Origin of the sequence: Dokdonella sp., assembly GCF_041395345.1 — a bacterium.
Lineage (GTDB): Bacteria > Pseudomonadota > Gammaproteobacteria > Xanthomonadales > Rhodanobacteraceae > Dokdonella.
The window spans coordinates 159,127-181,377 of the sequence record NZ_JAWLAR010000005.1; the positions used below are offsets into that span (position 1 = coordinate 159,127).

Below are 22,251 nucleotides of genomic sequence, written 5' to 3' on the forward strand. Positions count from 1 at the left end.
GTCGGGTCCGGTCACATCAGGAAAGCGGTCATCACGAAATCGAGGGCTAGCACGATGATCGAGGAGGAAACCACCGTGCGGGTGGTGGCGTAGGCCACGCCTTCACTGGTCGGCGCAGTCGTATAGCCCTGGAAAGTGGCCGTCAGTGCAACCACGGCGCCAAACGCCGTGCTTTTCCACAGGCCGTTGGCGAAATCCTTCCAGACATCGACATTGGCGGTCATGTTGCCCCAGAACGTGCCGTTGTCGAGTCCCAGCCAACTGACCCCGACCAGTTGGGCACCGAGAATGCCGAGTGCGCTGAAGATGCAGGCAAGCAGCGGCATGGCGACGATTCCGGCCATGAACCGCGGCGCCACGACATAGGACATCGGATCGACCGCCATCATTTCCATCGCCGAGAGCTGGTCGGTAGCGCGCATCAATCCGATCTCGGCCGTCATCGAGGTACCTGCCCGCCCGGCAAACAGCAGGGCGGTAACCACCGGACCCAGCTCGCGAAACAGCGAAAGCGCGACGACCGTGCCCAGCGCGGCTGTGCCGCCGAACTTGGCCAGGGTGTAGTAAAGCTGCAGAGCCAGCACCATGCCGACGAACAGCCCGCAGGTCATGATGATGATCAGGCTCATCGCGCCGACGAACCAGATCTGGCGCAAGGTTTCGCGCAGATGACGCAGGCTGCCAGGGATCGCCGCCAGAATGGCCAGCAGAAACAGTCCCGCCTCTCCGACCTCGGCCAGTGCGCTCGCGACAGGGCCCGGTTTGCGGTTCGGGTTCATGCCGGGGATTCCGGAAAGCCGAGATCGGCGGCGTAATCGCCAGCCGGATACTGGAACGGCACCGGGCCATCGGCCGCGCCGCCAAAGAATTGTCGCGTCCAGGGCGAGTCGCCTTCGGCCAGTTCCTGCGGACTGCCGTGGGCGATCAGCTTTCCATCGGCGATGAGACAGACGTGATCGACGGAGCGGCGCACTGCGGCAAACTCGTGCGCGACAAGAATGCTGGTGATGCCCAACGTGTCATTGACGACCCTGATGAGCTTGAGTATCTGATTGAGCGCCACCGGATCGAGGCCGACAAACGGCTCGTCATAGATCATCAGGTCAGGGTCACGAATCATCGCCCTGGCCAGCGCGACCCGTCTGGCCATGCCGCCGGAGAGCTCCGCCGGCATCAACTCGGCCGCACCGCGCAAGCCGACCGCCTGCAAGCGCATCAGGACGATATTGCGCACCAGCGCTTCGGGCAAGCGCAAATGCTGACGCAGCGGAAACGCGACGTTCTCGAATACATTGAAGTCGGTCAGCAGGGCCGAATTCTGGAACAGGTATCCGATCCTCTCGCGAAGCTTGAACAGGGCCTTTCGCGACAGGTCCGGAACATTCTTGCCGTCCACGCGAATCTCGCCCGCGTCGGCAGCCAGCTGGCCGGTGATATGGCGCAGCAGGGTCGTCTTGCCGGTACCGCTCGGACCCATGATGGCGGTGATCTTGCCGCGCGGGATATCAAGGTCGATGCGGTCGAAGATCCGTTTGCCGTTGAGCGCCGTGCGCAGACCGCGAATCTGCACGTGGGCGGTGGCTTGTGCGCCTTCAGACTCGGTCATGAGTGCTCGAAACAGTGCGTGCCGTGGGCTTGAATCGGGAACGGAACAGCCGGCTGTCGAATCACATGGCATCGATTCCGGTCTGTCGCCGAACCATAGCCGATCCCGGAGGCGCGTCAACTGTCGCTGCTGAATTCTGCTCAGGCAGGCTTCAGCAGATCATCGAGCAGGCTGACCTGGCGCTTGAGCTGGGCGTCCCGGCGCAGGCGACGCGCGCAGAAGATGGCGCGCAGGTCGGCAATGGCAGTGGCGAAATCATCGTTGACGACGATGTAGTCGAATTCCGGCGCGCGCGCGATCTCGATGCGCGAGTCGGCAATGCGCCGGGCGATCTGTTCGGCACTGTCGGAGGCGCGGGTACGCAATCTGCGCTCCAGTTCGACGCGCGAGGGCGGCAGGATGAAAATGCTCAGCGTCTCCGGCCACTGCTCTCGTACCTGCCGGGCTCCCTGCCAGTCGATCTCGAGGAGCACATCACGATTCGCCGCAAGCAGCGGCTCGACTGCCGTGCGCGCCGTGCCCTTGTAGTCGCCGTGCACGTTGGCGTACTCGAAGAACGCGCCATCCGCGGCCATGTGCTCGAAGATCTCTCGCGAGACGAAATGATAGTGCTGGCCATCGACCTCGTTGGCGCGCGGCATTCGCGAGGTATAGGAGACGGAAAGCGAAATTTCCGGTTCGCGCTCAAGCAGCGCCTTGACCAGGCTTGTCTTGCCGGCGCCGGACGGGGCCGCGATGATGTAAAGGGTGCCTGACACGACTACTCCAGATTCTGCACTTGCTCGCGCATCTGTTCGATCAGGACCTTGAGCTCCACCGCCGCCTTGGTCGTGCGCGGATCGGCCGCCTTCGAGCCCAGCGTGTTCGCCTCGCGATTGAACTCCTGCATCAGAAAATCGAGCCGGCGACCCACCGCCTCGCTGGTGTCCAGGCTTTGCCGGGCCTCGGCAATATGCGAGGCCAGGCGGTCCAGTTCCTCATCGACATCCATGCGCTGCAGCTGCAGGACAATCTCCTGCTCGATTCGACCGGGATCCACGGGCTGCTTGATTTCGGCCAGGCGCTGATCGAGCCGGGCGCGCGCCGCCTTGCGCACTTCCGGCAAGTGTTCGCGCACGGAGGAGACAATCTCCTCGATTCCCTTCAGGCGATCGTTCAGGAATCCGGCCAGGCGCTCGCCCTCCCTTTCCCTGGCCGCGATGAAGGCTGCCAGCGCCTGCTCGAGCAGGTTCGCGGCCGCGGCATGCAGACCTTCGGTGTCGGCCGATGGCTCGCACAGGACACCGGGCCAGTTGAGCAGGCTGGTGAAGTCGACGTTCATGGCGGGGAAACGGCTGCCGAGTACCCTGGCCTTCTCAGCGAGCCGATCAAGCAGGGCCTCGTCGAGATCCAGCGATGCGCTCCGCGTTGCAGCGGATTTCAGCCGAATGTTGACATCGACCTTGCCGCGGGAAAGGCGCGCCGTGAGTGTTTCCCTCAACTGGGGCTCGAAACTGCGCAAGTCGTCAGGCAAACGCGGGCTCAACTCCAGATAGCGGTGGTTGACCGAGCGCAACTCGATACTGAGATTGCCAAACTCTGTCTCGCTTTCTGCGCCGGCGAAAGCCGTCATGCTGCGAATCATGGTGCCGATCCATCGGTGACTTGGCCGGCAATGGTAAACTGCGCGGCCGGATTGCCAAAGCCTGAAGCCCCCATGTCATTGCAGCGCCCCAGCGGCCGCGCGCCCGATCAACTGCGCCCGATCTCGATTGAACGAAGCTTTACCCGCCATGCCGAGGGGTCCGTCCTGATCTCGTTTGGCGATACGCGCGTGCTGTGCACGGCCAGCGTGGAGGAGAAAGTCCCCGGTTTCCTGCGCGGCAAGGGCGAAGGATGGTTGACCGCCGAATACGGCATGCTGCCGCGCTCCACCCACGATCGCATGCAACGCGAGGCCGCGCGCGGCGGACAGGGCGGCCGGACCATGGAAATCCAGCGTCTGATCGGTCGCAGCTTGCGCGCCTGTGTCGATCGCGCAGCCCTGGGCGAACGCACGATCACGCTCGATTGCGATGTACTGCAGGCCGATGGCGGAACCCGTACCGCCGCCATCACCGGCGCTTACGTGGCCCTGGTCGACGCCATCAGCAATCTGAAACGACGCGGGCTGATCAAGCGCGACCCGGTGGTGGGTGCCGTTGCAGCCATCTCCGTCGGAGTCTGGAACGGCGTACCGGTGCTCGATCTGGACTATGCCGAAGACTCCTCCTGCGACACCGACATGAACGTGGTCATGAACGACGGCGGCGGCTTCATCGAGATCCAGGGCACGGCCGAAGGCCATGCCTTCCGCCGCGAGGAACTGGATGCCCTGCTGGCCCTGGCCGGCAAGGGTGTTGCCGAACTCTGCGACTTCCAGCGCAACGCGCTGGCATCATGAGACTGGTCCTGGCCAGCGGCAACGCTGGCAAGCTCGTCGAAATGCGCGGGATTCTCGAAGGCATGGCCATCGAATTGGTGGCCCAGGGTGAACTCGGCGTCTCCGACGTCGAGGAAACCGGCGCGACCTTCGTCGAGAACGCGATCCTCAAGGCACGACACGCGGCCCGGCTCACGGGTCTGCCCGCACTGGGCGACGATTCGGGAATCTGTGTCGATGCGCTGGATGGTGCGCCTGGCCTGCTTTCGGCCCGCTATGCCGGAGAGCATGGCAACAGCGGTGCCAACATTGACAAGCTGCTGGACGCGCTGAGGAATGTCCCTGAGGAATCCCGCGGCGCCCACTTCTTTTGCGTGATCGTATTGTTGCGCCATGCCGACGACCCGGCTCCACTGATTGCCGAAGGGCGCTGGCACGGTCGAGTCCTGAACGCGGCCCGCGGCACTGCCGGGTTCGGCTACGATCCGATCTTCCTTGACCCGCAACGCAATGCCAGCGCTGCAGAGCTGGATCCGGCCGAGAAAAATCGCATCAGTCACCGTGGCCAGGCCCTGGCCCGCTTGCGTGAATTGCTGCAATCGGCAAGCTGACGCCGGTCGGGTCAGGCAGGCATGTCAATGTCTTCGGAAAACGCCGCCAGACATTCCAGCATCGTGTTGTCGTGGATATCGAGCACCTTGCGCAGGTTGGCCTGGTAGCCACCGGCCAGATTCCACGCTACAGGCAATGCCATTTGCCTGCAGAGCGTGAAGACGCGCCGATCACGCTCGCGCAACTGCGCCGTACTCAGCCAGCCGCCAAGCGGATCGTCGACATGCGGATCGGCCCCGGCCTGGTACAGCAACACGCCACATCTCGAAAACTTCTGCATGATTGCCGGAATCTCGTCGAGAAATCGTTCTGCCTGTTCAACCTGATCCCACCACGCGCCTGCCGAATAGTGCTCGACCCAGTGCAGACCCAGCTCGCGAATGATGCCCGTCGTGCCATTGCCGTAGTGCTGGTCGAAATCCAGGATCCCGACCCGCAGTGATGTCTGCTCGCTGCGCAGCACGGCCGCTGTGACCATGAGCCCGTTGAACGTGCAAAACCCGCCACCGCTGGCGTAGCCGGCGTGGTGGAAGCCGGCGACCGGGGCGACAGCGCAGCCCTCGGCCATGGCCACGCGTGCCGCACCGAGCATCGCGCCACTGGTCCAGGGCAAGCTGGCCGCCACTTCGGGCAGATGATTGCCGAATCCGTTGGCCCGTTTCAGAGAGAGCACGCCGCGCACATAATCCGGATCGTGCACCAGGCTCAGCTCGTCGATTGTCACCGGTTCGGGTTCGAGCACGTCCAGAGGCGGGAACCGCCGCCGCCAGGAAGCCAATACTTCGCGCGGCTTTCGCGCACTCGGCGAGAACGACTGTGCGTCAGCAACGATCCGTTCGGAGTAGATCACTTTCATCGGTGTTCCGGTCCTGTCGCCCTGGATGGCTCTCCCGCGCATCCTGCTCCGCTGCGCTCGCACTGCCTGAGATCGGTCATGAACAAGTTCCGGCCGGCGGCGAGCAAGAGCCTACAATGGTCGACATGGCCATGAACGTTCCACCCTTGTCGCTCTACATCCACATTCCCTGGTGCGTGAAGAAGTGCCCCTACTGCGATTTCAACTCGCATGCGCAGGTGGGCGGGATTCCGCAGCAGGCTTACGTGTCCGCCCTGCTGGCGGATCTGGACCGTGACCTCGCCGACTTCGGCGGGGCCCTGGCCGGTCGTGCGCTGCGCAGCGTGTTTTTCGGCGGCGGCACGCCCAGCCTGTTTTCGCCGGATTCGATCGTCAGGATCCTCGATGGCGTTGGCCATCGGCTGGCCTGCGGCGCGAATATGGAGGTCACTCTCGAAACCAACCCGGGCACGGTCGAGTACGGACGTTTCGATGGCTATTTGCGTGCCGGCATCAATCGGATCAGCTTGGGCGTACAGAGTTTCGATGACGAGAAGCTGCGCCGCCTGGGCCGCATCCATTCGGCCAGCGATGCGTCGCGCGTCGTAGCCGAAGCGCGCGATGCCGGATTCGACAACTTCAATATCGATCTCATGTACGCCTTGCCCGGCCAGGACCTGGCCGGCGCAGTGCGCGATGTCGAGTGCGCGATCGCGCTGGCACCGACCCATGTCTCGCACTATCAGCTGACCATTGAGCCGAATACGGTCTTTGCCTCAAGACCGCCGGTACTGCCGGACAGCGACGCGGCCTGGGACATGCAGGAGCGCTGCCAGCAACGGCTGGCCGATGCGGGTTACGCGCAGTACGAGATTTCGGCCTATGCACGACCGGGAAAGCGCTCCGCGCACAATCTCAACTACTGGCAGTTTGGCGACTACCTCGGCATCGGCGCCGGCGCCCACGGCAAGCTCAGCGACGCGGCGACTGGCACGATCCACCGTCGTGCCAAGCAGCGTACGCCACGCGCCTATCTCGAACATGCCGGCGCGAGACGCGGCATCGCCAGCGACGTGGCGCTGGCCGCGGTCGACCTGCCCTTCGAATACATGATGAACGCGCTGCGCCTGGTCGACGGCGTGCCATCAACGGATTTCGAGAAATTCACCGGGCTTGGATTCGAAGTGATCGCCCCGATAATCGAGGAGGCACGAACCCGAGGCTGGATCACTCCGGATGCGGATTTCCTGCGCACCACGACCGAGGGTCAACGCCTCCTGAACGACGTGATCGCACTGTTTCTGCCCGAGCCGACCGACAAGACCAGGAAACAGCATGCTTGACGCCGTGACTCTGCATTGCCCGTATTGTGGCGAAAGTTTCGAGAGTTCGGTCGACAGCTCGGCGGGCAGTCAGGCCTATGTCGAGGACTGTGCGATCTGCTGCCGCCCGATCGAGGTTCGGATCAGCGTCGACGAATCCGGCGACTTGACCGATGTACGCACGAACACGGATCGTGACTGACAACCGGTGGCACTCGCGCTGGCGTCGAGGCGCTGTCCTGCCACAACACTGCCCATTCATCCCCAGGAATCAACTCCATGAAATTTGCCGGCACTGATCGCTACGTCGCCACCGATGAACTCAAGCTCGCGGTCAATGCGGCGATCACGCTCGAGCGCCCGTTGCTGATCAAGGGCGAACCCGGCACCGGCAAGACCCTGCTGGCCGAAGAGGTGGCCCGCGCCATCGAAGCGCCGCTGTTCACCTGGCATGTGAAATCGACGACCAAGGCCCAGCAGGGGCTCTACGAATACGATGCGGTCAGCCGTCTGCGCGATTCCCAGCTCGGCGATCCGCGTGTGCAGGACGTGGGCAACTACATCAAGCGCGGCAAGATGTGGGAGGCTTTCGAGTCGGATCGGCGCGCCGTATTGCTGATCGATGAAATCGACAAGGCCGATATCGAGTTCCCGAACGATCTCCTGCTCGAACTCGATCGCATGGAATTCCATGTCTACGAAACCGGCGAAACGGTGCGCGCGCGTCAGCGACCGATCATTGTCATCACCTCGAACAATGAGAAGGAACTGCCCGACGCTTTCCTGCGTCGCTGCTTCTTCCACTACATCGCGTTTCCGGACCGGGCCACGCTTGAAGACATCGTCGCCGTTCACTATCCGAATATTGCCCAGGATCTGGTTTCGCGCGCGCTCGAGATGTTCTTCGAGCTGCGCGAGATTCCGGGCCTCAAGAAGAAGCCCTCGACTTCGGAACTGATCGACTGGCTCAGGCTGCTGCTGGCCGACCAGATTCCGGTGTCCGCGCTGCGCGAACGCGATGTGGCCAAGGCCATCCCGCCGTTGTACGGCGCCCTGATCAAGAACGAGCAGGATGTACAGCTGCTGGAACGGCTGGCCTTCATGCATCGACGCCAGAATCGCGGTTGATCGGCCCGAGTCATGCTGATCGGATTCTTCGAAGCGCTGCGTTCGGCCCGCGTGCCGGTCACTCTGCGCGAGTGGCTGGACTTCATGGCCGCGCTCGAGGCCGACTTCGCCTTTGCCGACCATGACGCCTTGCACGCGCTGGCGCGCACGATCCTGGTCAAGGACGAGCGCCACTACGATCGTTTCGATCGTGCATTCGGACAGTACCTGGGCGGCATTGAATCGATTGGCCCGGAACAACTGGCGGCAATCCCGGACGAATGGCTGCGCCAGAGCATGCAGCGCCTGCTCAGCGACGAGGAAAAGGCGAAGATCGAAGCGCTCGGCGGTCTGGACAAGCTCATGGAAGAATTCCGCAAGCGCCTCGAAGAACAGAAGGAGCGTCACTCCGGCGGCAACCGCTGGATCGGTACGGGCGGCACCAGCCCGTTCGGTGCGGGTGGATTCCATCCGGGCGGGATCCGTGTCGGCAGCAAGGGCGGCGGTCGCATGGCGGCCAAGGTCTGGGACCAGCGCGTCTATAGGAACCTCGACAGTGATGCCGAACTGGGGCCGCGCAATCTGAAGATAGCGCTGCGCCGCTTGCGCCGCTTCGCACGCGAGGGCGCGGCCGAGGAACTCGATCTCGACAGCACGATCTCGGCAACGGCACGCGAAGGCGGCATGCTGGATATCCGCATGCGCCCGGAACGACACAACGCGGTCAAGGTCCTGCTGTTCCTCGATGTCGGCGGTTCGATGGATGAACACGTCTACGCCTGCGAGTCATTGTTCGGCGCGGCCAAGTCGGAATTCAAGCGGCTGGAACATTTCTATTTCCACAACTTTCTGTACGACCATGTCTGGCGCGACAACCTGCGCCGCAGCAATGAAGCCACGCCGACCACCGAGGTACTGCGTCGCTACAACCCCGACCACAAGGTCGTCTTCGTCGGCGATGCCGCGATGGGGCCGTACGAGATCACCCATGAAGGCGGCAGCGTCGAGTACTGGAACGAGGAACCGGGTTCGGTCTGGTTCAATCGCCTCAAGGAACGCTTCCGCAAGGTCGTCTGGATCAACCCGACGCCCATCGAGCGTTGGCGCTACACCCCCTCGACGGACTTCGTCCGCGAGCTGGTCGAGGACAGGATGTATCCGCTGACGCCACACGGTCTAGCCGACGCGATGCGCTATCTGGGGCGGTAGGAGCCGGGAGTGGGGAACGGGGAATAGGGAATAGGGAATAGGGAATAGGGAATAGGGAATAGGGAATAGGGAATAGGGATTGGGGATTGGGGATTGGGGATTGGGTTGTATCGCTTCTGGCGGTACAGCGAATTATTCTCCACAAGAGGTGGCGCCCGACTGCTCCGGGAAACAGTCTTCCCTGGCTAGCGGCGCGCCTTGCGCCGCCCAATCCCCAATCCCCAATCCCTATCCCCCACTCCCGCCTTCCCATCAGGTACACTGCGCGCCACCACAGGTGCCCGATTTCTGATCGGGTGAAACGGGAAGCCGGTCCGCGATTCGTCGCAATTCCGGCGCTGCCCCCGCAACGGTAGGCAAGACAAACCTGATCGATTGACCACTGTGCAACGCACGGGAAGGTGATCAGGCCGATGCGATCCGCATCGCTTGCAAGCCCGGAGACCGGCCTGAGGCAGACGTCTGATGACGTCTTCAGTTCCAGGCGTTGCGGCGGGCAACGGACGGGCATGAGTGGCTCCGTCCACGCGCGCTTGTTTCTCCGTGGCAACCCCTGGTTTTTCGCGGGTGTGCGTCCGGAGAATCCATCATGTACCGTAATTTCCTGTTTTCGATCAGCCTTCTTGCCGCGCTTGGCGGCACCGCCCGTGCAGACGATCCCATCCTGCAGCCGGATGTCATCGTCACGGCCACGCGCTTCGCACAAACCATTGACGACACCCTGGCCGATGTCAGCGTCATCACGCGTGAAGACATCGAGATCAGCGGCACGCGCGACATCAGCGACCTGCTGCGCTTGCAGGCCGGTGTCGACGTGGCCCGCACCGGCGGTGCCGGAGGCCAGACTTCGGTGTTCCTGCGCGGCACCAACAACAACAATGTGCTCGTGCTGGTCGACGGCGTTCGTGCGGCTTCGCTGAGTACGGGCGCATTCACCTGGGAGACCCTGCCGCTGGCCTCGATCGAACGCATCGAGATCGTGCGCGGTCCGCGTGCAAGCTACTGGGGCTCGGATGCGATTGGTGGTGTCATACAGATCTTCACGCGAAAACTCGATGGCCCGCGCATCGCCGTGGGCTATGGCAGCTATGAAGATGCCAAGGCCGATGTCGGCATCGGCCAGCGCTTTGACCAGGGCGGATACAGTGTCCAGATCGGCGCTCGGAGCGTCGGAGGATTTCCGAGCCAGAACGAAAACGGCTTCGGGTACGAGGACAAGGACCACGGCCTGAGCAACCAGCATCTGGGTGCACGCGCCGACTACACCTGGGGCGAGCAGACGCTTGCCGGTGTTTTCGTGCGCAGCCAGGGCTCGGCCGAATTCGCAGGTGGCGAATCGAATTTCACCGAGCAGGTGTTCAATGGCTCGGTCTCCGGCCACATCACGTCAGCCTGGCAACACCGGCTGAATCTGGGCTATGACTTCGAGCAATATCAGACGCCCGCCTATTTTTCGCAGTTCGAAACGCGGCGGGATTCCCTGGGCTGGCAGAACGAGATTGCCCTGGCCAGGTCCCAGCGCCTGATTCTCGGCATCGACTACGTCAACGAGCAGGGCGAGAACCTCGATACCTTCAGCAATTCGCCGGTATACGACGAAAGCCGCAACAACACCGGTCTGTATGCAGGGTGGCATGCAGGGACTGAGCGACTGGACAGCGAGGTCGCCGTCCGCTTCGACGATAACAGCCTGTTCGGTACCCACTGGACAGGTTCGGCCGCGGCAGGCTGGCGCTTCGGGGACAATGCGCGTGGTTATGCGAGCTACGGAGAAGGCTTTCGCGGCCCGACCCTGAACGAACAGTATTCGCCTGGCTTCGGGGGTCTGTACGCGGGCAATCCGGACCTGCAGCCGGAAGAGTCGCGCAGTGCGGAGATCGGCCTGGAGTTTTCGCCCGCTACCGGGCAACAGATCAAGGTCAACGCCTACTCGACCCGGATCACCAACCTGATCAGCTTCACCGGCGTGGATTTTCAGGCCGAGAACATCGCCAAGGCACGCATCGACGGCGTCGAGCTGGCCTACGAAAAGCAGGCTGGATCGTGGCAGATGAATCTGGCCTACACCTGGCAGGATCCGCGCAACGAGGACAGCGGAACACCCCTGCTTCGGCGCCCGGAACAAAAGTTTGCAGGTTCGCTGGACCGCGTTTTCGGCGAATCGGGGAGGTTCGGCATCGAGCTGTTTCATTCCGGCGAACGTCAGGACGTGGCCGGCATCAAGTTGCAGCCCTATACCCTCGTCAACCTGCGCGGAAGCTGGGATTTTTCGCCGCAATGGTCCGTGGTCGCCCGTGCCGAGAACATCGGAAACGTCGACTACGAACTGGCCTACGGGTACAACACGCCAGGCAGATCGATCCTGCTCGAGGTGGTCTGGTCAGGCGACTGATCGGCGCCGACAGCGAGGCATCCGGCCTCGCATCTGTCACACGCCCCCGCTCCATGCCAGAATGCTGGCTGGAGCGCGTGGGGAAAGGCTGTGAGCAACGCTGCAAGTGGATCGGCCGGAAAAGCTGAGAACAAGGTCAAACTGGTGAGACTTGCCGAGCGCGCGTTTCCCAGACGCGTGCGTTTCCTGCTGGACGGACTGCAGGAACGCACCGCGTACTTCGAGGGTGCGCTGGGCCAGCTGTTCGATGAAGTCGAGCAACGCCTGTTCAAGCAGGCCGACTGTGCTCGCAGCAACGAACAACAGGCGCGATTCTTCGAGGCGATCCGCGAGATCAAGCGCGGCAAATCGGACATGCTGCCGAGATTCCTCGTCCATCTCGAATCAAGCCTGGCGACGATCGACAAGGAGCCCTCCGACACCGAGCAGGCGCCCGGGCGGGCCAACCGCAACCAGACCAAGCTTGAGCTGGTCGACTCTCGCGACCTCGAGATTTCCCTGGCCATCCAGGATATCGGCAACAAGACCGAAATCCGGCACACCTCTGCCCTGCACTTGCTCGGGCACCGGCTCGGCGTCATTGCCGGTCGCGCGGCTTTCGAATCGAGCGACATGCCGCTGGGCCCGATGGCCCTGGCCAGGGCCCTCGAATATGCGCTGTGCGAACTCGATCTCGAGCAGGAAGACCGCATCAACGTGTTCCATGATTTCGACAGCGTGGTCATGGGCACGATCGGACAGTTCTACGAGAACCTGAATCGCTATCTTGCAGAACAGGGCGTGTTGCCGAACCTGCAATTCCAGGGGCACAAGGGTCCCGCGCAGAAAACGGGCGGCGGCAAGGCTCCGGCAGCGGATGCGGAGCAGGCACCGGGTGGCGAAGAAGGTACGGCGGCAGAGTCGCCTTCCGGCGGCCAGCCCCAGCCCGGCCAACGCTACGCCAGCAGCCCGCCGGCTCAAGGCCGGCCCGCTCCCGGTCAGCCCGGCCCGAGCCCGCGCAGACCTGCAGCGGCGCAGAGTTTCCCGGCCGACCCGTCCTCCTCACTCTCGGAGCAACCCGACTCCAATCTGTTCGCATCGCTGCGCGGACTGCTGGCCGAACGCAGGCGTTCGCTGGATGTCCAGCAACCAGCATCGCCATCCGGATACATGGCGACGCGCGAAGATCTGCAAAGTGTACTCGGGGCGCTGCAGTCCATCTCCGCCGAACCCATTCAGCAGAACGGAAAGACCGTGCCGCGGAGCATCGGCCACGTCAAGCAGGATCTGCTCAATGAATTGCGCGCCAAGAGTCCGGATGGCCAGACGCCCGTGCTGGCCGAAGAGGATTCCGACACGATCGATCTGGTCGGCATGCTGTTCGACTACATCGGCCAGAACCTTGCTTCGCATTCCGGCAGCCGCGAGCTGATCTCCAAACTGCAGGTGCCGGTGCTGCGCAGCGCGATCAGCGACAAGAACTTCTTCACCCAGCGCGATCATCCGGCACGACAGCTGCTGAACAACGTGGCTGAAGCCAGCGTGATGTGGATGGGTGACGAGGAGACCGATACCGGCCTTGTCGACACAATGACTTCGATGGTCGACCGGGTCTCGAAGGAATTCACCGGCGACATGACTCTGGTGGAATCGCTGCTGGATGACCTGGGCCGCTACATGTCCCAGATTACCCGCCGCGCCGAAATCACCGAACGCCGTCACATCGACGCCGCGAAAGGACGCGAGCGACTCGACCTTTCACGCGAACAGGCAAATTCCGCGATCGCCCGCCTGCTCAAGCGCGGCAAGCCGGCACCGATGGTACGCGCTGTCCTCGAGCAGGCATGGACCGACGTTCTGGCCCTGACCCTGCTGCGGCAAGGCGAGGACAGCCAGGCCTATCGCCGTTGCCTTGCCGTTGCCGACCAGCTGATGCAGATCGGCTCCGGCTCCGATGTCGCCAAGGTCGAGGACAAGGTCCGTGAGGAAGTGCGCAGTGGCCTGCTCCAGGTCGGCCTGCATAGCGACGAAGTCGAAGGTGTTGTAGCCAAGCTGTTTGATCCGGCTTCGGTCGAGAAGAAGTCCAGCCACACCGAACTGGCCCATGCGCTCAAGAACAAGGCGCGCCTCGGTGGAGAAGTGGCGACCGGCAAGGCCGGGGAAAAGGCAGCGGAGGGTGACGGTCCGCCCAAGCCGTTGACTGCCGAAGAAAAGGACATGGTCCAGCGAATCCGTACATTGCCATTTGGCACCTGGTTCGAGTTCGTCACCAACCAGCAGGGCAGCGTGGTGCGTCGCAAGCTGGCCTGGTTTTCGACCGTCACGGGCCGGTGCCTATTCGTCAACCAGCGTGGCGCACGTGCCGAGGAAAAGACCATCGAGCAGCTGGCCAGGGATCTGGTCCGGGGTCAGGTGCGCATACACAAGAACGAATCAGGCAGCCTCATTGACCGCGCCTGGAAAGCGATCATGGGCAAATTGCAGCAATTCACCGGGCAGCCGGGTCTACCTGCTTCAGCGTGAGGGTTACCAAAATGAACGAGCATAGACGCTCACCACGCAAGGCCGCTTTCGTGACCATTCCGGTCACGAACAAGATGACCGGCCAGACGATGGGGCGGATCGGCAATCTGTCCGCTGATGGCATGCTGATGGTGTGCGATCAGAAAGTCGCCGATGGCGCCCTGTTCCAATTCGGCTTCGAGCTGACCAATGGTCGCGGGCAACCCCAGACGATTGAAGTGGGGGCGCAGGAAATGTGGGAAGAACCCGCCAATGTTCCGGGTCAGTACTGGGCCGGATTCCATTTCATCGACATCTCCGACCGCGATCTCGAAGCGATCGAATCCTGGCTCGGCGATCTCGAGGACTAGCCGGCTGGAGAAATTTCGGCAAGGTTCGTGTCGCCACCGCGCGGGCCTGGCTGGGCGGACGGTGGCGACCTGTCAGGTGACCGGATTGCGCGGCGCATAGGCACGCAGGAACAAGTCGACGGTAGCCGAAACGTGCGCTTCGATTTCCGCTTCGGCAAACGGAGCGCCGGTGCATCCGCAAAGCTGACGCGCATGCAGCTCACCCTTGAGCAGGCAAAAGAACTGCGAGGAAGCGCGCGGAATATCGGGCACGACCAATTGGCCGGCCTCCACTTCACGTTCAAGAAAACTCGCGAATTCGCTTTGCAGGGTCTGCGGTCCTGCTTCCCAGAACATTTGTGCCAGCTTTTCGGATCCGCCAGCACCCGTGGTCAGCAAGCGGTGCAAGGCAATGGCCTCTTCACTGGTCACCAGGGCGAAGAACGCTCGCGCGATGGCCAGCAGCTGCTCGCGCAGCGGTCCGCGCACGTCGACGTCGAACAACTCGCCAGGCATCTGCTCGGCACATTTCGCCCTGACTGCTTCGGCGAACAGGCTTTCCTTGTCCGTGAAGTGGCTGTAGACGGTCAGCTTGGAGACACCGGCCAGAGCCGCGATCGTATCCATGCTGGTTCCGTCGAATCCGTGCACGGGAAACAGCTGCTTGGCAGCCTGCAGGATGGCAGCCCGCTTTTCGAGATCCTTGGGACGCCCCGGACCACAGGACTTGGCGGTGGATGCATTCATCGAAGAAATTACTGGACTCATCAGTTTTGCATGATTACTATACCACGCAGTACACGAACTGTCGCTGCCTGCGGGAATTGTAACCATGCACTCCACCGCTGTCGCCCGAACTGCCTGTGCCGCACTGCTGGCCGCCTTGCTGGCGGGCTGCAGCACACAGGCCGAAATCGCTGCCCCGCCCCGTATCGCACGCGTGGCCCAGGTCGAGGCCAACAGCGTTCAGGGTGTCGAGGTCTACCCGGGTGATGTGCATGCCCGCCACGAAAGCGGGCTGGGCTTTCGCGTGAGTGGCAAGATCAATGCGCGCAAGGTCGACGTCGGCGCCCACGTCAGGAACGGCCAGGTGCTGGCGACCATCGACCCGCGCGACCTGGAGCTGGCCCAGGCCAGCGCCCAGGCGACGCTGGCCTCGGCCGAGGCAGCCTACCAGCTGGCAAGATCCGAACATGATCGCTACAAGACCTTGAGCGACAAGCGTTTTGTCAGCCAGTTCGACCTCGAAGCCAAGACCAACGCGCTGGCAGCGGCGAAAGCCCATGTCACCGAGGCGCGCGCCGCGCTCGACACGGCCCGCAACCAGGCCAACTACGCCGAGCTGCGCGCCGACGCCGATGGTGTGATCACGGCAGTTTCGGCTGAGGCCGGGCAGGTCGTCGGTGCCGGCCAGGTCGTCATGACCCTGGCCCATGATGGCCCCAAGGAAGTCGAGATCAGCGTACCCGAGCAAGCCATCGCGCAGCTCGAGGTGGGTGCCGAAGCCGCCGTCGAGTTGTGGACCGAATCCGGCACGCTGCAGCAGGCTCGCGTGCGCGAGATTGCCCCGGACGCCGATTCGACGACGCGCACCTATCGCGTCCGCGTCGCCTTCGCAGAGGACGCCAGCGGCGCCCGCCTCGGCCAGACCGCACGCGTCTACTTCACTTCAGCCGGCAACGAACATCAGGTGCGCGTTCCCCTGAGCGCGCTCTACGAAAAGGATGGCGAGCCGGCGATCTGGCTGGTCGACCCGAACACAAGCAAGGTCCACCTCACCGCCGTGGAGTTGCAGAACTATGGCGAGAGCGGTGCCCTGATCAACAACGGCCTGGAATCGGAGAGCTGGATCGTGACCGCGGGCGTACACCGTCTGCGCGAGGGGGAGGTCATCAATCCGATCGACGATCTCAACCGCCGCGTCACCTTCTGATCTGGACGACATCCGCGCCGGCTCGAGAATCAACCGGTTCAACCCCTCTTCCTGTGCTGCTGGAGATCCTCCCTCTCCCCGCCAGCAGCACAGTGAAGAGGACTCACGCCTCCGCGAAGTCGGCATGCGCCGGGAGTATTCGCTCGAGGCCTGCAGGGGAATAGCCCGAGAGCGCAACGATGCCTTCATTCAATCTATCTTCGTGGGCGCTGCGCAACCAGGCACTGGTGCTCTATTCGATCATCCTGCTGGCGGTTGTCGGCATCTGGTCCTATCGCAGTCTCGGTCAGGCCGAGGATCCACCCTTCACCTTCAAGGTGATGGTCGTGCAAACCCAATGGCCCGGCGCCACGGCCAGGGAAGTCTCGGACAAGATCACCGAAACGCTGGAGAAAAAACTGCAGGAGATCCCCGATCTGGATTTCCTGCGCAGCTATTCGCGCCCGGGCGAATCGCAGATCTTCTTCGTGGTCAAGGATTCCATCGACCCGCATCGCGTGCCTGACGTCTGGTATCAGGTGCGCAAGAAGGTGAGTGACGTCCGCTATTCGTTGCCGAGCGACATCCGCGGACCGTTCTTCAACGACGAGTTCGGCGATACCTTCGGCAACATCTACGCCCTGACCGGCGAAGGATTCGACGACGCCGACCTGCGCGACTATGCCGAACGCATCAAGCTGGAGTTGTTGCGCGTTCCGAACGTGGCCAAGATCGAGCTCATTGGTCGCCAGGATCCCAAGATCTATGTCGAAGCGTCGAATGCGAAACTGGCCACGCTTGGCGTCACCTTTCTCGAATTGCAGCAGACGCTTGCGGCGCAGAACGCCGTAGTCGCGGGCGGCAGCTTCGAAACCGAGACGGACCGGATCTATCTGCGCACGACCGGCGCACTGGATTCCATCGAGGCCATTCGCGAACTGAGCATTCGCGGCAACAACGGACGTCTGTTCCGGCTGGGCGACATCGCCGAGGTCAAGCGCGGCTTCGTGGATCCGCCGCAGCCGCGCATGCGCTACCTCGGCACCGAGGCGATCGGCATTGCGGTTTCGATGCGCAAGGGCGGCGACATCATCGAACTCGGGCATCAACTCGAAGCCGCTACGGCGCAGATTGCCCGAACCCTTCCGGTAGGTCTGGACCTGCACAAGGTCGCCGATCAGCCTGCGGCCGTGCGCAACTCGGTAGGCGAGTTCGTGCGCACCCTGAGCGAGGCCGTGATCATCGTCCTGCTGGTCAGCTTCTTCTCGCTCGGCCTGCGTAGCGGATTCGTGGTTGCGGTGTCGATTCCGCTCGTGCTGGCGATGACATTCGCAGCGATGAACTACTTCGACATCGGCCTGCACAAGATCTCCCTTGGAGCACTCGTGCTCGGACTTGGCCTGCTTGTCGACGACGCGATCATTGCCGTCGAAATGATGTCGATCAAGATGGAACAAGGCATGGATCGGGCCAGCGCCGCGGCATTCGCCTATACATCGACCGCATTTCCGATGCTGACCGGAACCCTCGTGACCGCAGCGGGATTCCTGCCGATTGCAACGGCAAAATCCGGCACCGGCGAATATACGAGAGCAATCTTCGAAGTCGTCACCATCGCCCTGCTGCTGTCCTGGATTGCCGCCGTGGTCTTCATTCCGTATCTGGGCTTCAAGCTGCTGCCGGATCCGCATGCCGAGGTCGATGCGGGCTCGCGCGGCCCGGTCGCCGCACGAATTCACGCCTTGCGCAGCCGCCTGCCGGCCTGGCTGGGCGGCATCGGCAAGCACCCGACGCAGGCATCGAACGACCCCTACGCGACGCTGTTCTATCGCCGCTTCCGCGGTCTGGTCGACAGCTGCGTCAGACATCGCTTCCTGGTCATCGCTACCACGGTCGTCATCTTCGGCCTGGCCATCTTCGGTTTTCGTTTCGTGCAGCAGCAGTTCTTCCCGAACTCCACGCGGCCAGAACTGCTGGTCGATCTCAAGCTCAGCGAAGGCTCGTCCCTGAACGCCACCGAGGCGGAAGTGATCAAGCTGGAAGCCTGGCTGGCCAAGCGCCCCGAACTGGAAAACTATGTCAGCTACGTGGGTTCGGGTTCACCGCGGTTCTATCTGCCGCTCGACCAGCAGTTGCCTCAGGCGAGCTTTGCCCAGTTCGTCCTGCTGACCCATGGCAAGGAAGAGCGGGAGGCCCTGCGCAATGACCTGCTGCGCCTGTTCGAGGGCGATTTCCCCACCCTGCGCGCACGCGTGATCCGGCTCGAGAACGGCCCGCCGGTCGGCTATCCGCTGCAATACCGCGTTTCAGGCCAGGAGATCGGCACGATCCGCGAGCTGGCACGCAAGGTTGCCGATGTCCTGCGCAAGAATCCCGATGTACGCAATGTGAATCTCGACTGGGAGGAGCCGAGCAAGGTGATTCGCCTGTCGATCGACCAGGACCGGGCGCGCGTGCTCGGGGTCACTTCCGAAGACGTCGCCAACTTCATGCAGAGTTCGCTCAATGGCGTGCCGATCGCAACCTATCGCGAACGCGACCAGCTGATTGGCGTGCTCCTGCGCGGAACGGCCGAAGAACGAGCCAGGCTCAGCCTGCTGAAGAGCCTCGCGGTGCCGACTGCATCCGGAAAGAGCGTGCCGCTCGGACACATCGCCACCATCGAGTACGGCTTCGAGGAAGGCATCATCTGGCGGCGTGACCGGCTGCCCACGGTGACCGTGCGCGCCGACATCGAAGGTTCGAGACAACCGGCCAGCGTGAACGCCGTGATCGAACCGGAGCTGGCCTCGATACGCGCCGACCTGCCTCTGGGCTACCGCCTGGTGACCGGGGGCGCTGTCGAGGAATCGGCCAAGGGCCAGGGTTCGGTCAATGCAGGCATTCCCTTGTTCCTGATCGTTGTCTTCAGCGTCCTCATGCTGCAGTTGCGCAGCTTTCAACGGGTCTTGCTGGTCGTCCTGACGGCACCGCTGGGACTGATCGGCGTGGTCCTGTTCCTGCTCGTGTTCCAGGTGCCGTTCGGCTTCGTGGCCATGCTCGGCACGATCGCGATGTTCGGCATGATCATGCGCAACTCGGTCATCCTGGTCGACCAGATCGAACACGATATCGCCGACGGCATCGAAGCCTGGGATGCCGTGGTTGGCGCAACCGTACGCCGCTTCCGGCCGATCGTCCTGACCGCTGCGGCCGCCATCCTGGCCATGATCCCGCTTTCGCGCAGCGCGTTCTTCGGGCCCATGGCGGTTGCCATCATGGGTGGCCTGACCGTGGCGACGGCATTGACCCTGTTTTTTCTACCCGCCCTGTACGCAGCCTGGTTCCGAATCAAGCCCGCAGCCGGCCCTGATCCGGCCTTGGCTTCGCAATTGCATGGTGGGGATTGAAGAGCGCAAGGCTTGATCCCGTTCTTCCCCAACGCACGCCTGCTCAGAGCAGGCTTCCACAAGAGGCCACCATGGGTCACGCATCCCGAATTTTTCCGGACAGAAAGCCGCGCGACGCGGAAGACTGGTCGCTGCGCATGGCGCAACGCGCGCTGTCGGCGCTGCTTGAAGGCAGCCGACGCCCGACCAGTATCCGGATCGCCGATCTGCGCAGCTCGGCCATTTCAGCGATGTCCGCACTGTCCGTGGACGACCGCGGACTGATCGCGGCGTGGCTGGGCCTGCAATTGCTCAACGCCTCCGCCAGTGAGCAGGCGCATGTTCTTGCCTCCCTGACCCGAATCGATGGACCGCTGACCATCGCGGTGCGGGAAAAGCGATCACTCGCCCTGGCCCGATTCGGCCAGGCGGCCTCGCAGCCGGAGCGCGTGCTCGGATGCTCCCGTTCCGCATGACGGCCCGCGTGGACAGCCGCACGGAAGTTTGCCGCTCGACGGCATACCTTCTATGCTTTCGCCCCTTTTTTCATCATTCCGGATGGTCATGATGTCACCGAATCTTGAGCAGGCCCGCGACAACATGGTCGAAAACCAGATTCGCACCTGGGAAGTACTCGACCCGCGCGTGCTGGAAGTCCTTGGCCGCGTGCAGCGCGAGAACTTTGTGCCGGAGCGCTATCGCAAGATGGCCTTCGTCGATGTCGAGCTGCCCCTGGGACATGGCGAAGTCATGATGAAGCCGGTCATCGAAGGCCGTGTCCTGCAGGCGCTGGCGATCGAATCCGGACAGCGCGTGCTCGAAATCGGCACCGGATCGGGCTTCCTGAGTGCCTGCCTTGCCGAGCTGGGCGGCGATGTGCTCAGCCTGGAAATCCATGCTGATCTCGCCGAGCGCGCCATCAACAACCTCGCCAACGCCGGAATTTCCGGGGTCAAGGTGGAAATCTGCGATGCCCTGACAAAATTTGAAACCATTGAGGCCTTTGACTGCATCGTACTGACTGGCGCGGTTTTCGCACTGCCTGATCGACTGCGGGCCTGGGTCAAGCCCGGGGGCCGGCTGTTTGCGATCAGCGGCGAGTCCCCGGCCATGCAGGCCTTATTGCACACGCGGGTCGATGCGGGCCACTGGCACACTGAGAGCCTGTTCGAAACCGATATTCCGTACCTGACCCATGCTTCGCCTCCACGCAGGTTCACGCTGTAGGCAAGCCTGGGGCAGACATTGCAAACCCCGAGGATGATTCCATGATCCGTACCCGTTCCCTGTCGCTTGCACTGGCCATTGGCCTTGGCTCGGTAGCCTCGCTGGCCCATGCCGATGATCTGATCCAGATCTACGGCGAAGCGCGCAATTCCGATCCGCAGCTCGCAGGTGCCGAGGCGACCCGCAACGCCACCAGCGAAAATGTCGATCAGGCGCGATCGGCCTTGCTGCCGCAGATCAACGCATCGCTCGACTACCAGCGCTCGCACGGATCAAGCACCGGCCCGCAGTTCGTGACCAATGAAGATGGCACGCAAAGCCTCATCAATGTGACCTCGTCGAGCACATCCTATGGGCGCACGCTGAGTGGCCGACTGGACCAGAGCATCCTGGACCTGAGTCGATGGGCAGACTTGTCCTCGGCGAAATCGACGGCAAAGGCCGGCGATGCCACCTACCACGCGGCCGAACAGGACTTGTTGCTGCGCGTGGCCACCGCCTATTTCGAAGTGCTCACGGCCGAGGATGCGCTGATCTTCGACCAGGCCAACGAACAGGCCCTGGCCAGGCAGCTCGAGCAGGCGCAGCAGCGATTCGAAGTCGGTCTTTCGGCCATTACCGACGTCAATGACGCCAAGGCACAGCACGATACTGCCGTGGCCAACGTGATCGTTTCCCAGAATACCGTCGAAGACACCAAGGAAGCACTGCGCCAGTTGACCAACAAGCAGCCAGGCGAGCTCAAGAAACTGCGCAACAAGCTGCCTCTGGACCGGCCGAATCCGGAAGATCCGGAAAACTGGGTAGCCGTTGCGATCGAGCAGAACCCGAACCTGGACTCGCTCTCCAACCAGGTCGATGCGGCCAACGCCAACATCAATTCGGCCCGCTCCGGCCATTTGCCGACCTTGAATGGGCAAATCCTCTACTCCAAGGCGCCCACCTGGAGCGACAACAGTGCTTCCAGCTTCAACGACGCTTTCCATACCAACAGTGACCGTTGGTCGACAACGGTTGGCCTGAGCCTCAACGTGCCGATTTTCAGCGGCGGCTATACCCAGTCTCGGGTACGCCAGTCCATCTACAACCGTGATGCAGCGCAGGATCAGTACGAACAGCGCAAGCGCCTGGTTGAACGCAACACGCGCAGCAGCTACCGCGCAGTCATTGCGGGCGCCAGCGAAGTCGAGGCGACCGAGCAGGCCGTGCTGTCGGCGCAGAGTTCACTCGACGCGACTCAGGCCGGCTACGAAGTGGGCACGCGCACCATCGTCGACGTCCTGATCAGCCAGCGCCAGTTGCTCTCGGCGCAAAGTAGCTATTCACGCGCGCGCCACGCATTCGTCCTCAACGGCCTGCGCCTGAAGACGGCAGCCGGCATTATCGAGGTCAGCGATCTCGAAGCGGTCAATGCATTGCTTGAGTAACC

At 62.8% G+C, this 22,251-nt stretch carries 20 protein-coding genes and 1 riboswitch; of the genes, 14 read left to right on the forward strand and 6 right to left on the reverse strand.

What is annotated here, in order from left to right:
* Positions 1–11: 11 nt before the first annotated feature.
* The 4 genes from mlaE to R3F00_RS06380 form a co-directional block, all read right to left on the reverse strand.
* On the reverse strand, positions 12–779 hold the full coding sequence (mlaE, locus tag R3F00_RS06365) for a lipid asymmetry maintenance ABC transporter permease subunit MlaE (RefSeq protein WP_371280910.1): 768 nt from the start codon (positions 777–779) through the stop codon (positions 12–14).
* Complete coding sequence (locus R3F00_RS06370; RefSeq protein WP_371280911.1) at positions 776–1,606, reverse strand: ABC transporter ATP-binding protein; 831 nt, start codon at positions 1,604–1,606, stop codon at positions 776–778. Before R3F00_RS06370 ends, mlaE begins: the two co-directional genes overlap by 4 nt.
* Before the next feature lie 140 nt (positions 1,607–1,746).
* Positions 1,747–2,364, reverse strand: coding sequence for a guanylate kinase (gene gmk / locus R3F00_RS06375; RefSeq protein WP_371280912.1), 618 nt, complete (start codon positions 2,362–2,364; stop codon positions 1,747–1,749).
* Positions 2,365–2,366: 2 nt separating this feature from the next.
* Positions 2,367–3,230 (reverse strand): YicC/YloC family endoribonuclease, encoded by an 864-nt coding sequence (locus R3F00_RS06380; protein WP_371280913.1) that lies wholly within the window; start codon positions 3,228–3,230, stop codon positions 2,367–2,369.
* 72 nt (positions 3,231–3,302) lie between these two features.
* Here R3F00_RS06380 and rph point away from each other — a divergent pair, with 72 nt between their 5' ends.
* The gene (gene rph / locus R3F00_RS06385) at positions 3,303–4,028 is read left to right on the forward strand and encodes a ribonuclease PH (RefSeq protein WP_371280914.1); all 726 of its coding nucleotides are present in this window, start codon (positions 3,303–3,305) and stop codon (positions 4,026–4,028) included.
* Positions 4,025–4,618 (forward strand): RdgB/HAM1 family non-canonical purine NTP pyrophosphatase, encoded by a 594-nt coding sequence (gene rdgB / locus R3F00_RS06390; RefSeq protein ID WP_371280915.1) that lies wholly within the window; start codon positions 4,025–4,027, stop codon positions 4,616–4,618. Before rph ends, rdgB begins: the two co-directional genes overlap by 4 nt.
* Positions 4,619–4,629: 11 nt before the next feature.
* Here the strand turns inward: rdgB and R3F00_RS06395 are convergent, their stop codons facing one another.
* Positions 4,630–5,475, reverse strand: a complete 846-nt coding sequence (locus R3F00_RS06395) for a hypothetical protein (protein WP_371280916.1) — start codon at positions 5,473–5,475, stop codon at positions 4,630–4,632.
* 125 nt (positions 5,476–5,600) lie between these two features.
* Between R3F00_RS06395 and hemW the strand changes: the two genes are divergently transcribed.
* From hemW to R3F00_RS06430, 7 genes are all read left to right on the forward strand, one after another.
* Entirely contained in the window at positions 5,601–6,797 is a 1,197-nt protein-coding gene (gene hemW / locus R3F00_RS06400; protein ID WP_371280918.1) for a radical SAM family heme chaperone HemW, read from the forward strand.
* Complete coding sequence (locus R3F00_RS06405) at positions 6,790–6,978, forward strand: CPXCG motif-containing cysteine-rich protein (protein WP_371280919.1); 189 nt, start codon at positions 6,790–6,792, stop codon at positions 6,976–6,978. The genes hemW and R3F00_RS06405 overlap by 8 nt, the downstream gene beginning before the upstream one ends.
* A 77-nt stretch (positions 6,979–7,055) precedes the next feature.
* Positions 7,056–7,904 (forward strand): AAA family ATPase, encoded by an 849-nt coding sequence (locus R3F00_RS06410; RefSeq protein WP_371280920.1) that lies wholly within the window; start codon positions 7,056–7,058, stop codon positions 7,902–7,904.
* A gap of 12 nt (positions 7,905–7,916) precedes the next feature.
* Positions 7,917–9,092 carry a VWA domain-containing protein gene (locus tag R3F00_RS06415; protein ID WP_371280921.1) on the forward strand — a complete coding sequence of 392 codons (1,176 nt, stop codon included), beginning with the start codon at positions 7,917–7,919 and terminating at the stop codon, positions 9,090–9,092.
* 258 nt (positions 9,093–9,350) lie between these two features.
* A riboswitch (cobalamin riboswitch) is annotated at positions 9,351–9,560 on the forward strand.
* 121 nt (positions 9,561–9,681) lie between these two features.
* Complete coding sequence (locus tag R3F00_RS06420; RefSeq protein WP_371280922.1) at positions 9,682–11,484, forward strand: TonB-dependent receptor domain-containing protein; 1,803 nt, start codon at positions 9,682–9,684, stop codon at positions 11,482–11,484.
* A 90-nt stretch (positions 11,485–11,574) separates the two neighbouring features.
* Positions 11,575–13,986 carry a DUF1631 domain-containing protein gene (locus R3F00_RS06425; protein ID WP_371280923.1) on the forward strand — a complete coding sequence of 804 codons (2,412 nt, stop codon included), beginning with the start codon at positions 11,575–11,577 and terminating at the stop codon, positions 13,984–13,986.
* Positions 13,987–13,997: 11 nt separating this feature from the next.
* Complete coding sequence (locus R3F00_RS06430) at positions 13,998–14,336, forward strand: PilZ domain-containing protein (protein WP_371280924.1); 339 nt, start codon at positions 13,998–14,000, stop codon at positions 14,334–14,336.
* 72 nt (positions 14,337–14,408) lie between these two features.
* On the opposite strand, the gene R3F00_RS06435 is transcribed toward R3F00_RS06430, so the two are convergent.
* Positions 14,409–15,083, reverse strand: a complete 675-nt coding sequence (locus R3F00_RS06435; protein ID WP_371280925.1) for a TetR/AcrR family transcriptional regulator — start codon at positions 15,081–15,083, stop codon at positions 14,409–14,411.
* A 64-nt stretch (positions 15,084–15,147) separates the two neighbouring features.
* Here R3F00_RS06435 and R3F00_RS06440 point away from each other — a divergent pair, with 64 nt between their 5' ends.
* The 5 genes from R3F00_RS06440 (at position 15,148) to R3F00_RS06460 (ending at position 22,249) form a co-directional block, all read left to right on the forward strand.
* Entirely contained in the window at positions 15,148–16,248 is a 1,101-nt protein-coding gene (locus R3F00_RS06440) for an efflux RND transporter periplasmic adaptor subunit (RefSeq protein WP_371280926.1), read from the forward strand.
* Positions 16,249–16,427: 179 nt separating this feature from the next.
* Positions 16,428–19,616 (forward strand): efflux RND transporter permease subunit, encoded by a 3,189-nt coding sequence (locus R3F00_RS06445; RefSeq protein WP_371280927.1) that lies wholly within the window; start codon positions 16,428–16,430, stop codon positions 19,614–19,616.
* A gap of 71 nt (positions 19,617–19,687) precedes the next feature.
* Positions 19,688–20,071, forward strand: a complete 384-nt coding sequence (locus R3F00_RS06450) for a hypothetical protein (protein WP_371280928.1) — start codon at positions 19,688–19,690, stop codon at positions 20,069–20,071.
* A 91-nt stretch (positions 20,072–20,162) separates the two neighbouring features.
* Positions 20,163–20,822: a protein-L-isoaspartate O-methyltransferase gene (locus tag R3F00_RS06455; RefSeq protein WP_371280929.1), complete on the forward strand. Its 660-nt coding sequence runs from the start codon at positions 20,163–20,165 to the stop codon at positions 20,820–20,822.
* 41 nt (positions 20,823–20,863) lie between these two features.
* Positions 20,864–22,249, forward strand: coding sequence for a TolC family outer membrane protein (locus tag R3F00_RS06460; RefSeq protein WP_371280930.1), 1,386 nt, complete (start codon positions 20,864–20,866; stop codon positions 22,247–22,249).
* The last annotated feature ends 2 nt before the right edge of the window (positions 22,250–22,251 follow it).

Bases quoted from the DNA above. Each gene is read 5' to 3' on its own strand.
- rdgB (WP_371280915.1), top strand. From the start codon at position 4,025: ATGAGACTGGTCCTGGCCAGCGGCAACGCTGGCAAGCTCGTCGAAATG.
- R3F00_RS06450 (WP_371280928.1), top strand. From the start codon at position 19,688: ATGGGTCACGCATCCCGAATTTTTCCGGACAGAAAGCCGCGCGACGCG.
- R3F00_RS06415 (WP_371280921.1), top strand. From the start codon at position 7,917: ATGCTGATCGGATTCTTCGAAGCGCTGCGTTCGGCCCGCGTGCCGGTC.
- R3F00_RS06410 (WP_371280920.1), top strand. From the start codon at position 7,056: ATGAAATTTGCCGGCACTGATCGCTACGTCGCCACCGATGAACTCAAG.
- R3F00_RS06395 (WP_371280916.1), bottom strand. From the start codon at position 5,475: ATGAAAGTGATCTACTCCGAACGGATCGTTGCTGACGCACAGTCGTTC.
- R3F00_RS06460 (WP_371280930.1), top strand. From the start codon at position 20,864: ATGATCCGTACCCGTTCCCTGTCGCTTGCACTGGCCATTGGCCTTGGC.
- R3F00_RS06405 (WP_371280919.1), top strand. From the start codon at position 6,790: ATGCTTGACGCCGTGACTCTGCATTGCCCGTATTGTGGCGAAAGTTTC.
- R3F00_RS06380 (WP_371280913.1), bottom strand. From the start codon at position 3,230: ATGATTCGCAGCATGACGGCTTTCGCCGGCGCAGAAAGCGAGACAGAG.
- R3F00_RS06430 (WP_371280924.1), top strand. From the start codon at position 13,998: ATGAACGAGCATAGACGCTCACCACGCAAGGCCGCTTTCGTGACCATT.
- hemW (WP_371280918.1), top strand. From the start codon at position 5,601: ATGGCCATGAACGTTCCACCCTTGTCGCTCTACATCCACATTCCCTGG.
- R3F00_RS06455 (WP_371280929.1), top strand. From the start codon at position 20,163: ATGTCACCGAATCTTGAGCAGGCCCGCGACAACATGGTCGAAAACCAG.
- rph (WP_371280914.1), top strand. From the start codon at position 3,303: ATGTCATTGCAGCGCCCCAGCGGCCGCGCGCCCGATCAACTGCGCCCG.
- R3F00_RS06445 (WP_371280927.1), top strand. From the start codon at position 16,428: ATGCCTTCATTCAATCTATCTTCGTGGGCGCTGCGCAACCAGGCACTG.
- R3F00_RS06435 (WP_371280925.1), bottom strand. From the start codon at position 15,083: ATGAGTCCAGTAATTTCTTCGATGAATGCATCCACCGCCAAGTCCTGT.
- R3F00_RS06370 (WP_371280911.1), bottom strand. From the start codon at position 1,606: ATGACCGAGTCTGAAGGCGCACAAGCCACCGCCCACGTGCAGATTCGC.
- R3F00_RS06440 (WP_371280926.1), top strand. From the start codon at position 15,148: ATGCACTCCACCGCTGTCGCCCGAACTGCCTGTGCCGCACTGCTGGCC.
- R3F00_RS06420 (WP_371280922.1), top strand. From the start codon at position 9,682: ATGTACCGTAATTTCCTGTTTTCGATCAGCCTTCTTGCCGCGCTTGGC.
- mlaE (WP_371280910.1), bottom strand. From the start codon at position 779: ATGAACCCGAACCGCAAACCGGGCCCTGTCGCGAGCGCACTGGCCGAG.